Source organism: Corallincola luteus (genome assembly GCF_004336975.1).
Taxonomy (GTDB): Bacteria; Pseudomonadota; Gammaproteobacteria; order Enterobacterales; family Neiellaceae; genus Corallincola; species Corallincola holothuriorum.
Genome location: NZ_SJXE01000001.1, coordinates 773,703 through 789,292, shown reverse-complemented (window position 1 = coordinate 789,292; position 15,590 = coordinate 773,703). Strand labels below are relative to the sequence as shown.

The 15,590-nt window shown below is 49.6% G+C and carries 14 protein-coding genes; 1 reads left to right on the top strand and 13 read right to left on the bottom strand.

The window, feature by feature from the left end:
* Nucleotides 1-163: 163 nt before the first annotated feature.
* Nucleotides 164-2,758 (top strand): DNA mismatch repair protein MutS, encoded by a 2,595-nt coding sequence (gene mutS, locus EZV61_RS03430; RefSeq protein ID WP_420810804.1) that lies wholly within the window; start codon nucleotides 164-166, stop codon nucleotides 2,756-2,758.
* 101 nt (nucleotides 2,759-2,859) lie between these two features.
* Here mutS and rpoS read toward each other — a convergent pair whose 3' ends face one another.
* The 13 genes from rpoS to relA all read right to left on the bottom strand — a co-directional run bounded on the left by rpoS (nucleotide 2,860) and on the right by relA (nucleotide 15,586).
* Nucleotides 2,860-3,852, bottom strand: coding sequence for an RNA polymerase sigma factor RpoS (gene rpoS / locus EZV61_RS03425; RefSeq protein WP_170308591.1), 993 nt, complete (start codon nucleotides 3,850-3,852; stop codon nucleotides 2,860-2,862).
* Nucleotides 3,853-3,915: 63 nt separating this feature from the next.
* Nucleotides 3,916-4,779: a peptidoglycan DD-metalloendopeptidase family protein gene (locus EZV61_RS03420; protein WP_114337306.1), complete on the bottom strand. Its 864-nt coding sequence runs from the start codon at nucleotides 4,777-4,779 to the stop codon at nucleotides 3,916-3,918.
* 12 nt (nucleotides 4,780-4,791) lie between these two features.
* Nucleotides 4,792-5,370 (bottom strand): YqaA family protein, encoded by a 579-nt coding sequence (locus EZV61_RS03415; protein ID WP_114337305.1) that lies wholly within the window; start codon nucleotides 5,368-5,370, stop codon nucleotides 4,792-4,794.
* Nucleotides 5,370-6,011, bottom strand: coding sequence for a protein-L-isoaspartate(D-aspartate) O-methyltransferase (locus EZV61_RS03410; RefSeq protein WP_130566495.1), 642 nt, complete (start codon nucleotides 6,009-6,011; stop codon nucleotides 5,370-5,372). Before EZV61_RS03410 ends, EZV61_RS03415 begins: the two co-directional genes overlap by 1 nt.
* Nucleotides 6,008-6,763, bottom strand: a complete 756-nt coding sequence (surE, locus tag EZV61_RS03405) for a 5'/3'-nucleotidase SurE (RefSeq protein WP_165419325.1) — start codon at nucleotides 6,761-6,763, stop codon at nucleotides 6,008-6,010. Before surE ends, EZV61_RS03410 begins: the two co-directional genes overlap by 4 nt.
* A 5-nt stretch (nucleotides 6,764-6,768) precedes the next feature.
* Complete coding sequence (gene truD, locus EZV61_RS03400; RefSeq protein WP_131414331.1) at nucleotides 6,769-7,803, bottom strand: tRNA pseudouridine(13) synthase TruD; 1,035 nt, start codon at nucleotides 7,801-7,803, stop codon at nucleotides 6,769-6,771.
* The gene (ispF, locus tag EZV61_RS03395) at nucleotides 7,800-8,276 is read right to left on the bottom strand and encodes a 2-C-methyl-D-erythritol 2,4-cyclodiphosphate synthase (protein ID WP_131414330.1); all 477 of its coding nucleotides are present in this window, start codon (nucleotides 8,274-8,276) and stop codon (nucleotides 7,800-7,802) included. The genes truD and ispF overlap by 4 nt, the downstream gene beginning before the upstream one ends.
* Nucleotides 8,267-8,980 carry a 2-C-methyl-D-erythritol 4-phosphate cytidylyltransferase gene (gene ispD, locus EZV61_RS03390; protein WP_131414329.1) on the bottom strand — a complete coding sequence of 238 codons (714 nt, stop codon included), beginning with the start codon at nucleotides 8,978-8,980 and terminating at the stop codon, nucleotides 8,267-8,269. The genes ispF and ispD overlap by 10 nt, the downstream gene beginning before the upstream one ends.
* On the bottom strand, nucleotides 8,973-9,266 hold the full coding sequence (ftsB, locus tag EZV61_RS03385) for a cell division protein FtsB (RefSeq protein ID WP_114337299.1): 294 nt from the start codon (nucleotides 9,264-9,266) through the stop codon (nucleotides 8,973-8,975). The genes ispD and ftsB overlap by 8 nt, the downstream gene beginning before the upstream one ends.
* Nucleotides 9,267-9,384: 118 nt before the next feature.
* Entirely contained in the window at nucleotides 9,385-10,686 is a 1,302-nt protein-coding gene (eno, locus tag EZV61_RS03380) for a phosphopyruvate hydratase (RefSeq protein ID WP_131414328.1), read from the bottom strand.
* A gap of 85 nt (nucleotides 10,687-10,771) precedes the next feature.
* Nucleotides 10,772-12,409, bottom strand: coding sequence for a CTP synthase (locus EZV61_RS03375; RefSeq protein WP_114337297.1), 1,638 nt, complete (start codon nucleotides 12,407-12,409; stop codon nucleotides 10,772-10,774).
* A gap of 140 nt (nucleotides 12,410-12,549) precedes the next feature.
* On the bottom strand, nucleotides 12,550-13,350 hold the full coding sequence (gene mazG / locus EZV61_RS03370; RefSeq protein ID WP_131414327.1) for a nucleoside triphosphate pyrophosphohydrolase: 801 nt from the start codon (nucleotides 13,348-13,350) through the stop codon (nucleotides 12,550-12,552).
* Nucleotides 13,351-13,390: 40 nt separating this feature from the next.
* Nucleotides 13,391-15,586, bottom strand: coding sequence for a GTP diphosphokinase (relA, locus tag EZV61_RS03365; protein WP_131414326.1), 2,196 nt, complete (start codon nucleotides 15,584-15,586; stop codon nucleotides 13,391-13,393).
* Between the last annotated feature and the right edge of the window lie 4 nt (nucleotides 15,587-15,590).

Genomic DNA, 15,590 nt, shown 5'->3' with positions numbered 1-15,590 from the left:
TTAGAGGGGGTCAGTGAGGTGAGAGTCACTGACCATCTCGAACAAAAGTACCTTAAAAACTACCCTAATACAAAAGTAATAAAGAAGAAAATTCGATAAAGATGATCAAACAAAAACACACCATGAAAACTCCAGACGCACTGTATATACAGCGTGGAACGGGATGTTAAGGGCTGACTCAATGCAATTTAGTGACGCACAACTAGCTCAACACACACCAATGATGCAGCAATACCTGCGTTTAAAAGCTGAACAACCCGATATCCTGCTTTTTTACCGTATGGGGGATTTTTATGAACTGTTTTTCGACGATGCCAAACGTGCCAGTGAGCTGCTAGATATCTCATTGACTCATCGCGGCCGTTCAGCCGGAGATCCTATACCTATGGCTGGCGTGCCTTACCATGCAGTAGAAGGGTATCTTGCTCGTATGGTACAGCTCGGCGAGTCTGTAGCTATTTGCGAGCAGATTGGTGACCCGGCAACCAGTAAAGGGCCTGTTGAACGCAAAGTAGTACGCATTGTTACACCAGGCACGGTCACCGATGAAGCTTTATTGGAGGAGCGCCAAGATAATCTTCTAGCTGCCGTCTGCTACGGCACAAGTAAACACGCAGAAACGTTCGGATACGCCACTTTAGATCTCAGCAGTGGCCGATTTCTAGTATGCGAACTGACCACTGGAGAAGCATTACAGGCAGAGATACAGAGAACACAGCCAGCTGAACTATTACACCCCGAACAGTTTAATCCCCACTGGCTTGATAGTGTCAAAGGCCAGCGCCGGCGTCCAGAATGGGAGTTTGAACTTGCCACAGCACATAGTCAGTTGTGCCAGCAGTTCGGCACCCAAGATTTACAAGGGTTTGGCGTAGAATCTATGCCACAAGCGCTTTGTGCTGCTGGCGGCCTGCTGCAGTACGTCAAAGATACACAACGTACAGCTTTGCCTCATATCGATGCGATACAAGTTGAACAACATGATGACGCAGTCATTTTGGACGCCGCCACACGGCGAAATTTGGAATTAACACAGAATCTCGCTGGTGGGATCGAAAACACGCTCGCCACAATTCTTGATGGTACGGCAACAGCGATGGGGAGCCGTATGTTAAAGCGCTGGCTACATCGCCCACTGCGAGACCGCGCACTGATTAATGGTCGGCAAGAAGCGATCGCAACTCTGCTGGAAAGCATGGTGATTGACGAATTACAGTCGCTATTGAAAGGGGTCAGTGATATCGAACGGGCGCTGGCACGAGTAGCACTGCATACTGCTCGTCCAAGAGATTTCACCCGGCTGCGAGCAACCCTGGCCCTGTTACCCGAGCTGCATGAATTACTGGCACCATTAGGCTGTGTAAAATTGGCCGCATTGCTGGCAAAGTGCCAACCGCAACCTGAGTTACATAACCTGTTGGTACAGGCGATCGTCGAGCAACCGCCTGTACTCATCAGAGACGGCGGCGTCATAGCCACTGGTTACAATGCAGAACTCGACGAATGGCGAACATTAGCCAAGAATGCTGGTCATTATCTGGAAGAACTCGAAGCAAGAGAGAAAGAGCGCACCGGGATCCCAACTCTGAAAGTTGGCTTTAATCGAGTACATGGCTACTACATAGAGATCAGCCGCAGTTATGCTGACTGTGTCCCTGCTGAATATGTGCGCCGCCAAACCCTGAAAAACAATGAGCGCTACATCATTCCAGAGTTAAAAGCGTATGAAGATAAAGTGCTCACCGCGCAAGGCAAGGCTTTAGCACTGGAGAAGCAGTTATACGAAGCGTTATTTGATCAGATCATGCCGCAACTAAAGTCGCTGCAGCAGATGGCACACGCTTTGGCAGAAATTGATGTGTTGAACAACTTGGCCGCTAAGGCCGACACTCACATGTATTGTCGTCCTAGCTTGAGTGACACACCAGGGATCCATATTGACGGTGGGCGTCATCCGGTCGTCGAACAAGTGATGAAGCAGCCTTTTATCGCCAACCCTGTAGAGCTCACCAGCCAACGTCGAATGCTGATCGTTACAGGCCCAAACATGGGAGGTAAGTCAACCTACATGCGACAAACGGCACTCATTACATTGCTCGCTTATATTGGTAGCTACGTACCTGCAGAGCAAGCCACGATAGGCCCCGTTGATCGCATCTTCACCCGAATAGGTGCCTCTGATGATCTTGCCAGCGGTCGTTCTACCTTTATGGTAGAAATGACTGAAACAGCCAATATCTTAAATAACGCCACAGCAAACAGCTTAGTGCTGATGGACGAAATTGGTCGCGGAACCAGTACGTATGATGGTTTGTCGTTAGCTTGGGCTTGCGCAGAGCAGTTAGCTTTAAACATCAACGCCATGACGCTGTTTGCAACCCATTACTTCGAACTCACGGCACTTCCTGAGCGGCTGCCATCACTGGCCAATGTGCACTTGGATGCCGTCGAACATGGCGACACTATCGCTTTTATGCATGCTGTTCAGGAGGGACCAGCAAGCCGCAGCTACGGCTTACAGGTGGCCCAGCTTGCCGGCGTACCCAAACGTGTGGTCAAAAGAGCGCAAGCGAAACTGGCCGAGCTTGAAGCCAACCCGACAGCTACCCCCGCGGCCAGCAGCCATCCTCAGCAACAACAGCTAGACATGCTTGACGATCCCCATGAGGCGATCACGCTACTAGAGACAATAGACCCAGACCAGATGACACCAAGAGACGCCCTCAACGCTCTCTATCAACTAAAAGCGTTGCTGTAGTATCAAAACCCTAAGCACTAACTAAAAAAGCCAGCGCTCATCGGCGCTGGCTTAATCAAAAACCGTCTATCTATTATCTGACGGCATCATTCAATCAGTTATCAGATGCGAAACAAACTATCGACTGACAACCCCTGACTCATCAGAATATCGCGTAAGCGACGCAGCGCTTCCACTTGTATCTGTCGCACCCGCTCACGAGTAAGACCGATCTCATGGCCCACATCTTCCAGTGTAGATGGCTCATACCCCAGCAGGCCGAAGCGGCGCGCTAACACTTCACGTTGTTTTGAATTCAATTCACCCAGCCAGTGCACGATACTGTCTTGGATATCTTTATCCTGCAGGTTTACTTCTGGGCCTCCATCATTTTCATCGGCAATGATATCGAGCAGTGCTTTATCTGTCTCACCACCAATAGGTGTATCCACAGAACTGATTCGCTCATTCAGTCGCAGCATACGGCGAACATCATCCACCGGTTTTTCCAACTCATCTGCGATCTCGTCGGGCGTAGGCTCATGATCGAGTTTGTGCGCCAATTCACGAGCGGTTCGCAGGTACACATTCAGTTCCTTGACCACATGAATAGGTAACCGGATGGTGCGAGTCTGATTCATGATCGCCCGCTCAATGGTTTGGCGGATCCACCAGGTCGCATAAGTCGAAAAGCGAAAGCCTCGCTCAGGATCAAATTTTTCTACCGCGCGGATTAACCCCAGATTGCCTTCTTCAATAAGGTCTAATAATGCAAGACCGCGATTGTTGTAGCGGCGTGCGATCTTAACCACTAATCGCAGATTACTTTCAATCATTCGTTTTCGAGAAGCTGCACATCCACGCAGCGAACGGCGGGAGAAATAGACCTCCTCTTCAGCTGTTAATAGCGGAGAAAAGCCGATTTCACTTAAATAGAGTTGCGTCGCATCTAAGTTCTTTTGTAGATCTTCCTGCGTCGCATCATCGCTTAGCAGCGATGCCTTTTTCGTCTTAGTTGATTTTTTCGCCCCAGCATCAGCACTTTTTGAGCTTGATTGCTCATCTTCAACCGAATCAATAACCATCTCATCTTCAGAGATATTTACCTGGCCCATACGCAGTCTCCCAATCCTGTCCTACTTTCAAGACAAAACTACGAATAAGTAACGCTGATAACATCAGCGTTTTGGCAGATATCGCGTCGGATTAACCGACGTTCCCCGATATCGGATTTCGAAGTGCAGCTTCACTCGCTCAGCACCACTACTTCCCATGTCGGCGATATGCTGCCCCGCCCTCACCCACTGCTGCTCTTTCACCCGCAGCCTACTGTTGTGGGCATAGGCACTTAGGTAGTCTTCGCTGTGCTTTATTATTATTAGTTGACCAAAACCTCTTAATGCACTGCCCGAGTAAACTACTTTGCCATCTGCGGCAGCGTAAACCGGGTCACCCTTCTTACCTGCAAAATCAATTCCCTTGGCTCCCTGCTCCTTGCTACTGAACCAAGTGATGACTTTACCTCTGGAGGGCCAGCGCCAACCACTTACCTTAGAGGGATAAACCTCTTTAGAAGCGGGTTTTGGCTTGGTGTTTTTTTCACCACCATTGCCAGAGTAATCCTTGCCTTTTTTGGGATCAACCTTGGTGGGTGATGGCTGAGTCACAGTTTTGCCGCTAACCTTAGGTTTTGTCGGCTTTCTTGACACTTTCGGTGCAGCTTTCGCTGTTGAGGCACGTAATTTCAGTACTTGACCAGGATGGATCACGTAGGGCGAAGGAATATTATTGATGCGAGCCAACTCACGCACATCGCTGCCAGCAGCAAAAGCGATGGCGTAAAGTGTCTGCCCTTTTTTTACCGTATGGGTGGCGCTTTTTAACACCCCACGTTTATCTTCGGTATAGGCTGCAGGAGTACTTAACTCGCTGACAGGGGCGGGCTTATGAGTTTTATTGGAGCAGGAGAGCAGGCCGACGGCTGTTAACAGCAGTAGCCCAAGTACACCTCTCTGTGATCTGACGCTCCTTAAACTACTCACACATTCCCAATATCAGCGAAGAATCAAATAAGCCCCAACGGCAGCAACCACCGTCAACCAACCCATCAAATCAATATTGTCTCTTAGCTTGGCTTCCATTTTGGCTCCGCCCCAACGCATCAAAGCGCTAACCAAAAAGAAACGCATCCCACGGCCACAAATTGACGCCAGTACAAATGGGAAAAACACCATCTGTAACATGCCCGCAGAAACAGTAAAAACCTTGTACGGAATGGGAGAAAAACCAGCGAGGAACACGACCCAGACTCCCCAGCGTTCAAACCAACTGATGGCATGGGCAAATTTATCTTGGTAACCAGCGGCATTAATCGCAGGCTCAACCAACACATCGAACAGAAAATAACCCAACCAATAACCGACAATACCGCCAAGCACGGAGAATACCGTAGACCAAGCTGCGTAATGCCAGGCTTTCTCAGGTTTTGCCAATGTCATCGGTGCGAGCATGACATCTACAGGGATAGGAAAAAACACCGATTCGGCAAAGCTCATACCATACAGATAGGCAGGCGCATGACGATGGCGGACTTTCACCATCACCCAGTTGTACATAGGAGAAAAAAGTTTCATTAACCTGGTATTCCTTTAACCAGTGGTACAAAACGAACGGATTCGATCTGTTCGCTATAAAATTTATCACCTTGGCGGGTGATCCGTTGCAATACTTGTTCGTTACCGCCTACAGGAATAATCATCCGACCGCCGTCAGCCAGTTGCTCCAGAAGCGCGGTAGGTACATCATCCGGTGCAGCTGTTACAAGAATGCCATCAAAGGGGGCTTTTGTTTCCCACCCCTGCCAGCCATCACCAAATTTCATCGATACATTATGCAGGTCCAACTGCCGCAATCGGCGTTTTGCCTGGTATTGCAGCGTTTGGATACGTTCTATCGAACAAACCTGAGGCACCACTTGCGCCAGCACGGCCGTCTGATAGCCAGATCCAGTGCCGACCTCTAACACTCTGTTCATCGGTCCGCCCTGCAACAGCAGTTCGGTCATCTTCGCCACTATATAGGGTTGGGAGATGGTCTGCCCCACACCGATAGGCAACGCCGTATTATCGTAAGCTTTATGCGCTAACGACGCATCCATAAAACTTTGCCGAGGCACAGCTGCGATAGCGGCTAACACTCGGGGATCAGAGATCCCTTCCTGTTGCAGAATTTGCAATAGCCGCTGCAAGCCCGGCGATGTTACTTGATCACTCATAAACGAATTGCTGACACCCAATGTTGTAATGCTTCGCGCTGATGATGCGCAGTTAAATCTATCTGCAGCGGTGTCACAGAAACATAGCCCTGCTCTACCGCATGAAAATCAGTGCCTTCACCGGCATCTTGCCCTTTACCCGCAGGCCCAATCCAAAACACCTCTCTAGCGCCAGGATCTAACGCGCGCACGACAGGCTCAGAACGATGGCGCTGCCCTAACCGAGTCACTTTTACGCCTCGTAGCTGCTCATATGGCATATCTGGCACATTAACGTTTAACAGTTGATCCGATGGCAGTGGGTTCGCCAACAGTTGTTCAACGAGGCTAACCGCAACCTTTGCCGCAGTATCATAGTATTTTGGTGCTCTAGATACCGAAGAGATGGCGATAGCCGGGCGTCCAAGAAAACGTCCTTCAATCGCCGCAGCAACGGTTCCCGAGTAGATGGTGTCATCACCCAGGTTGGCACCAGCATTAATACCGGCAACCACCATATCAGGTTCATCCTCTAACAGGCCATTGACCGCGAGGTGAACACAGTCAGTCGGCGTGCCTCTTACAGAAAGAAAACCATTTTCCAATGCTTGTACTCGCAACGGCTCTTCTAACGTCAGCGAGCTACTGGCACCACTACGATTTCTGTCGGGCGCCATGGTGACGACATCGGCGATCTGCGACAAAGCAAGATAAAGTGCCTTTAATCCCGGCGCATAGACGCCATCATCATTGCTTAATAGGATCCGCATGATTACATCTACTCCTGAAATCGAACCACTTCCCGCAGCACCGCTGTGGCATAGCAGCCAGTGGGAAGCTGGAATGAGAGTAACAGATCATCACCTTGCTGTTGCCAGCTAAATTGTTGCGGGTGGATCATTAATGGACGGCGTTCCTGCTTTAAACCTTGAGCCACCAACCCATCAGCAAACTCAGCAAACTCAGCAACGACCTCTTGCTCAATGAGTTGTGCATCAGAGCTCGATGACAGCTCCCCTTTACCCCATAGGGGTACAGAATATTGAATGTCACCAGAGGTCAATCTATCGACGATGGTGTCGTCAATCTGCTCAGCGGTGAAATAGCTCCGTGTGCCTGACAACATAAAACACTCACCCGCTAACGGTTGTACGCCACTCTCAATACGCTTAGAAGCCACGCGATTGAATAACAGGCTACGCGCGGCAGAGAGCGCCATACTCTTTTGATTACGGGACTTAATCCGTTTGCCGGCAAACAATGCCTGGGCTTGCAGTAGATTCTTACCGCCATGACCAAATCGTTGGCTGCCGAAATAATTTGGTGCACCTCGCTGCGCGACTGTGCGTAAAGCCTCTTCGGCTGCTGCCATATCTGACACTTGACCTAGGCGGATCTCAAATCGATTCGCTTTATGGGTGCCAGGGCGCAACTTCTTGCTATGGCGCTGTTGTGCGATCACCTCGACACCGGGCGCAATCTCGCCACGCAGATCCGGGGCGTCCTGCCCAGGCAGTTGCACAGATATCCACTGTTGAGTGACTGCCCAGCGATCTTTCAAGCCAGAGTGTCCAATAACCTTAGGTGATGCTTTCAGTAAGCCAGATAAGCGTGTGATCACATCCGCTGTATTGGCATCCTTCTTTCGGATCTGCAGCCAGAGGTGTTCTCCCTCGCCATCCGGTTCGAATCCCATCACTTCATCAACGAAGAAATCTTCCGGCTTCACTTTGAAATTGGCCTCAGCGGAAGGCTCCTGACCTAATCGATAGGCCAACGAATGCCATGCCAATTCAAGATCTAAATGATTCATGATTTAGCCACCAAAAGTACGACCGCATGGCAAGCAATACCCTCTTTCCGGCCGACATAACCCAGCTCTTCGGTGGTGGTGGCCTTGACATTAATTTGCGACACAGTCGAATCAAGGTCATCCGCAATCAGTGTGCGCATACTGTCTATATGAGGACGTAGCTTAGGCGACTGCGCCGCTACGGTGACATCTAAGTTGCCAATCTCAAAACCGAGCGCCTGCACTTGGGCGAAGCACTCTCGCAATAACACGCGACTATCCGCACCTTCATAAGCAGGATCAGTGTCAGGAAAGAGTTTGCCAATATCTCCTAAAGCAACTGCACCTAACAGTGCATCACAAATCGCATGTAACACCACATCGCCATCGGAATGAGCGATCAATCCTTGCGAATAAGGCACGGTCACACCCGCCAGCACTAAAGGCTTATCACTACCAAATTTATGAACATCGAAGCCGTGGCCTATGCGCATCCAAGATTGTCCTCATGCTGTAAATAAAAGCCGGCTAACTTAAGATCAGCCGGTCGAGTCACTTTGATATTAGTGTCGTTTCCTATGACAAGCTTAGGATGATGCCCCGCCCACTCCATTGCCGACGCTTCATCTGTCACAGGAATACTTGCCGCTAACGCCGCAGCAACGTTACGTTGCAAACTCTTTGTAGGAAACAGTTGCGGCGTCAGGGCATGCCAAAGCCCCTCTCGGTTCACAGTATGATCAACGAAGCCATCAGGAGATGCTCGCTTCATTGTATCTCGGACTGGCGCAGCTAATAAGCCGCCATCGTCATCCGCAGCCACCTGCTCGAGTAAACGCTCAATATCATCAACCAATAGGCATGGGCGCGCGGCGTCATGGACTAAAGCCCACTGCGCTCCCAGCGCCAACGCTTTGTTCAGGCCATTAAGCACTGAATCCGCACGTTCAACACCACCATCCACCCTAAGTACCTTTGGATGATTGGCCATGCTCAGTTGTGAGAAATAGGGGTCGTCTGCAGACACCGCAACAATTACTTGGCTCACCAGCGCGCACGACAACAGCTTTTCAATGGTGATATCTAAAATAAAACGTCCATCCAAGGTCAAATATTGCTTGGGACGATCCGCCTCCATGCGGCTGCCAACGCCTGCGGCAGGCACAATGGCCACCAATGAGGGATATATTTTATTCATTGTTTACTTGCTTAGGGCTTTCGATAATGCGGTAGAAGGTCTCACCCTGCTTGATCATACCGAGCTCGTTGCGAGCACGCTCTTCGATCGCTTCATTGCCATTACGCAGATCATTGATCTCCGCATACATCAGCTCATTACGTTGTTGTAACCGATTATTCGCTTCAGCCTGAACGGCGACCCTATCATGCACAGACACGGCATCACGAATGCTATTTTTACCAAACCACAGACGCTGCTGTAACAAGGCAAAAATAATCAGCAATATGATCCAGAGCAACCGCATAGCAAGCCTATAGATAAAATTCTGTCGCTATTATGCGGGAGGGGATGGTGTGGGAAAAGAGCTGATAGCAAAAAGCCGCCCATCAGGGCGGCTTTTTCAGAGTTTGATCAGCTTAAGCTTACGCTTGGCCTTTAACTTCTTTCAAACCGTTGTAAGGTGCTTTTGAACCCAAAGCTTCCTCGATACGGATCAGCTGGTTGTATTTAGCAACACGGTCAGAGCGGCTCATAGAACCGGTCTTGATTTGGCCAGCACAAGTACCAACAGCCAAGTCAGCGATAGTTGCATCTTCAGTCTCACCTGAACGGTGAGAGATCACAGCGGTGAAGCCTGCATCTTTAGCCATCTTGATAGCAGCCAGAGTTTCAGTCAGTGAACCGATCTGGTTGAACTTAATCAGGATAGAGTTAGCAATACCGTTATCGATACCACGCTTCAGGATCTTAGTATTAGTAACGAACAGATCGTCACCAACCAACTGGATCTTGTCGCCAAGCAGCTTAGTCTGATGTGCGAAACCATCCCAGTCAGACTCGTCCAAACCGTCTTCGATAGAAACGATTGGGTACTGCTCAACCAAACCAGCAAGGTAATGGTTAAACTCTTCAGCAGTGAAGATCTTGCCTTCACCCTTCATGTTGTAGTTACCAGCTTCTTTGTCATAGAACTCAGAAGCAGCACAGTCCATGGCCAAAGTAACGTCTTTGCCCAGCTCGTAACCTGCAGCTTCAACCGCTTCTTTAATCGCAGCCAATGCCGCAGCGTTTGATTCCAGGTTAGGTGCGAAACCACCTTCGTCACCTACAGCAGTACTCATGCCCTTAGACTTAAGTACTTTTGCTAGGTTGTGGAATACTTCAGCACCGATACGCAAACCTTCTTTCAAAGTCTTAGCGCCAACTGGCTGGATCATGAATTCTTGGATATCTACGTTGTTATCAGCGTGCTCACCACCGTTGATGATGTTCATCATTGGCAGAGGCATAGAGAACTGACCTGCAGTACCGTTCAGTTCTGCGATGTGCTCGTACAAAGGCATACCTTTAGCTGCTGCAGCTGCTTTAGCGTTAGCCAAAGAAACAGCCAAGATAGCGTTTGCGCCGAAGTTAGCTTTGTTTTCAGTGCCGTCGAGATCGATCATGATTTGGTCGATAGCAGCTTGGTCTGCAGCGTCTTTACCTACAACCGCTTCAGCAATTGGACCGTTAACTGCAGCAACCGCTTTCAGTACACCTTTACCCAGGAAACGTGACTTATCGCCATCACGCAATTCCAGCGCTTCGCGAGAACCGGTTGATGCGCCAGAAGGGGCAGCAGCCAAACCGATGAAACCACCTTCCAGGTGAACTTCAGCTTCAACAGTAGGGTTACCGCGTGAATCGATGATTTCACGGCCAATAATTTTGACGATCTTAGACATGGTCTTCCTCGTTAATTTACGAATTACTAATTAAAAAACAGCACGGACTCACACAGGGGTGAGAGTCCACAAATTCTTAGTCAAATTAGTTTAGGTGGCGCTTCTGATAATCTCCAGCCGCCGCCACAAAACCGGTAAACAATGGGTGTCCATCGCGCGGTGTAGAGGTGAATTCCGGATGGAACTGACACGCTACAAACCAAGGATGTTCAGGGATCTCAATGATCTCAACCAGTTTCTTATCTGCGCTTAGGCCTGTTATCTTCAGACCCGCTTTTTCCAACTGCTTACGGAAATTGTTGTTCACCTCATAGCGGTGACGGTGTCTCTCTTCGACGGTAGCGTTGCCATAAAGTTCCCGAGCACGGCTACCATCCAATAAATGACAAAGCTGAGTCCCAAGACGCATGGTGCCACCAAGATCAGATTGCTCGGTACGTTGTTCAACATTACCTTCCGCATCCAACCACTCGGTGATCAACCCCACCACAGGATAAGCACTCTCAATATCGAATTCGGTACTGTGGGCGCCTTCCATGCCTGCAACATGACGAGCGTACTCAATCAACGCTACCTGCATACCAAGACAGATGCCTAAATAGGGCACGCCGTTTTCACGGGCATACTGAGCAGCGAGGATTTTCCCTTCAACGCCACGCTCACCAAAACCACCGGGTACCAAAATTGCGTCGACACCTTCGAGCACTTCGACACCTTTGGTTTCGACATCTTGCGAGTCAACATACTTAATATTGACGTTTTGACGACTTTTCAAGCCACCATGCTTCAACGCTTCATTCAAAGATTTATAGGCATCAGGCAACTCAACATATTTGCCTACCATAGCGATGGTGACATCGTTGGTCTGATTGCTCTCTTCGTAGAGCACCTGTTCCCACTCAGACAGATCGGGTTCCGCACACTCGAGGCCAAAGCGTTTCACCACCAAGGCATCAAGCCCCTGGCCACTCAACAGAGCTGGAATACGGTAGATGCTATCAACATCCTTCAAAGAGATAACCGCACGCTCTTCGACGTTAGTAAACAAGGCGATCTTAGCGCGCTCATTTGCAGGAATATTGCGGTCACTCCGACAAACAAGAATATCAGGCTGAATACCGATAGAGCGCAGCTCTTTCACTGAGTGCTGAGTCGGCTTGGTTTTCACTTCGCCAGCGGCAGCCAAATAAGGCACCAATGTCAGGTGCATAAACATGGCGTGATCACGCCCCAGTTCAGTACCCAGCTGACGGATAGCTTCTAAAAACGGCTGCGATTCAATATCACCCACAGTGCCACCGATCTCGACAATAGCGACATCATGGCCTTCGGCACCTTTGAGCACACGGGCTTTAATTTCATTGGTGATATGTGGGATCACCTGAATAGTTGCACCTAGATAGTCACCACGGCGTTCACGACGAAGGACATCTTCGTAGACACGACCCGTAGTGAAATTATTACGGCGACTCATCTTGGTACGAATGAAACGCTCGTAATGGCCTAAATCTAGGTCAGTTTCTGCGCCATCTTCGGTGACGAACACTTCGCCATGCTGAAACGGACTCATGGTCCCTGGATCAACATTGATGTAGGGATCTAGCTTCATCATGGTGACCTTAAGGCCACGTGCTTCCAGGATGGCAGCCAATGATGCAGCAGCGATACCCTTACCGAGGGAGGACACAACCCCGCCTGTCACAAATATATAGTTCGTCGTCATTCTGAACCTGAGAAATTGAAAGTTGAAGGGACACTCAAGACGGGGCAATAGTATAACAAAGCCACGGCTCCCACTCAACGAAACGCGATTCTAACGGTGAAATAAATTGTCAGCATTGCGCCACATCAATGTGATCGCTGTCACGGGTTGAGTTCGGTTTTGGCTTCGCACCATGCGTTTTCAAGTTGTTCTAGTGAGTAATCACTTAGCTCTTTACCCTCGACACGTAAGATTTTCTCTACATAACGGAAACGATTTTCAAATTTATTATTAGCCTGACGCAGCAGTTGTTCCGGATCTTTTTTCAGATGACGTGCTAAATTTACCGCGGTAAATAGCAGATCCCCCAACTCTTCAGCGATATGCTCCATATCATCACTGGCCAGCGCTTCAACCAGTTCCAACTGTTCCTCCGCCAGCTTATCGACTACACCGCTGATATCAGGCCAATCGAACCCTTGATGTGCCGCCCGCTTCTGCAACTTAGCTGCTCGGCTTAAAGCCGGTAACGCAGCAGGAACATCATCCAACGCACTTGGCGCAACATCTTGGCTTTTCTCAGCCCTTTCTGCGGCTTTAAAATTCTCCCAATTTTTCTTTATTTCAGCTTCATCTGCGACATCCAGTTGCGCAAAGACATGGGGATGGCGGCGAACTAATTTCTCACTGACGCCATCAACAATGGCATCAAAATCAAACAGCCCCTGCTCTTTGCCTAATTGGGCATAAAACACCACCTGAAACAGCAAGTCCCCGAGTTCATTCTGCACCTCAGGCCAATCCTCGGTTTCAATGGCATGGGCCACCTCATACGCTTCTTCCAGCGTATAAGGCACGATTGAGGTGAAGCTTTGCTTAAGATCCCAAGGACAACCACCCTGGGGATCTCTTAACTGCGCCATGATGTCGACGAGCTTATCGATAGATGGCTTATTACTCACGAGCAGATCCTTTCATCGGTTCATTTAGACAAAAAATCGCTCAAAGGCGCTTCGCTTCCATCACATCGGGAAGCTGACCCAACCGCGTTAATACCCTCGACAAAGAATCCTTGTTATAGATCTCCAGTTCCATATCGATGATCGCCGTCTGCTGGTTCACGTCTGAGCGACTTTTCACCCCCAACACATTGATCTTGTCATTAGCCAAAATAGTGGTGATATCTCGCAATAAGCCGCTTCGGTCGGTAGCTAACAGGCGAATAGTCAACGAATATCCGGCGGCGTAATTTTCACCCCACGCAGTTTCCATACCGCGTTCAGGTTGCGCTTCCAATAGATCCGCCAGCTGATCGCAGTCTTGACGGTGGATAGAGATCCCCCGCCCTTGCGTGATATACCCCATGATAGGATCACCAGGCACAGGCTGGCAGCAACGCGCCATGTGGGTCATCAGATTGCCGACCCCTTCAACAAGCAACACATCTTTCGGTGGCTTACGTGTCACATTAGCGGTTTTCTTTAATACCAGTTCATCCGCTTCTTCGTCTGAAGGTTTCTGCAACTTACTTTGCAGGTGATTGACTACTTGGTTGAGTTTGACGTCTCCCCCACCAACGGCCGCCAGTAGATCATCAACATTGGTGACATTAAAACGATCCACCGCTTCTGACAGATCCGCTAACTTGAGACCGACACGGCTCAATTCGGTATCAAGCATCTCTCTGCCAGCAGCAATATTCTTGTCTCTGTCTTGTTGCTTAAACCAGTGTTGTACTTTGGCGCGAGCGCGGGATGATTTCAGGTAGCCCAGATTGGGATTGAGCCAGTCACGACTGGGGTTGGGCTCTTTGGCAGTAATCACTTCCACCTGATCACCCGTTTGCAGCATGTAGGTGAATGGCACTATCTTGCCGCCAATCTTAGCGCCGATGCAGCGATGCCCCACCAAACTATGGATATAGTAAGCAAAATCGAGCGGTGTTGAGCCCGTCGGCAGATCGACAACGTCACCCTTGGGGGTAAATACATACACTCGATCTTCGAACACCTGATTACGCAGCTCTTCAACCAAGTTACCGCTCTCGGCAACATCATCTTGCCAAGCAAGGATCTTACGCAGCCAGGCGATGCGCTCCTCGTAACCACTCTTTGCAGCGCCACCGCCCTCTTTATATTTCCAATGGGCGGCAACGCCCAACTCGGAATCCTGGTGCATCTGTTCCGTGCGGATCTGTATCTCGACCGTCTTACCTTGCGGCCCAAGCACCACCGTATGGATCGATTGATAGCCGTTAGATTTTGGATTCGCGACATAGTCATCAAATTCGCTGGGCAAATGATGGAACAGTGTGTGTACGACACCTAAAGCGGCATAACAGTCTTGCAGACGATCCACAACAACCCGCACTGCGCGTACATCGAACAGCTCGTCAAACGCCAACTCTTTGCGCTGCATCTTCTTCCAAATACTGTAAATATGCTTTGGACGCCCTTGCACCTCAGCGTTGATCCCTTCCTGCTTGAGGGCTTTCTCCAGGCTTTGCAGAAAGTTGGCAATATACTCTTCACGATCCAGACGCCGCTCATCGAGCATTTTAGCGATCTGTTTATAGGTCTGTGGGTGCTGATAACGAAAGGCGAAATCTTCCAGCTCCCATTTCAATTGTCCTATGCCTAAACGATTCGCTAACGGGGCATAGATATCGGAGGTTTCACGGGCGGCCATCACCCGCGTCTCTTCATCGGCATTTTTTACCGAATGCAGATAGCAGATCCGCTCGGCTAACTTAATCACCACCGCACGTACATCCTCGACCATGGCGAGTAGCATGTGACGGAGATTGTCCACCTGCTGCAAAGTCGGCTGACTCGAAGAGACTATCTGCAGAGAGCGTATCGCTTCCATACGCTCTACATTATCCAAAAGTTGACTGACCTTTTTGCCATAAAACTCATCGGCCTGCTCACGACTTACAATACCTTCCTGCACCAGCGGATATAACATCGCCACGCGGTAAGCGGTCAGATCCATTCCCATGGTCGCTAGGATCGCGATCATCTCCCGGCTACTGAGCAGTAACGATTCACCCTGTTCGTGCTCAGCAACCAATCGCTGGCATAAGGCGTAAGCCTGCTTCACGCCCTCACGGGTATCTTTGGTTAGACCCAAGCCAATCAACCAATCATCAATACTCTGATTGAGTTTGCCTGTTTGCGTGTCGCGAACTGAAACCATAATG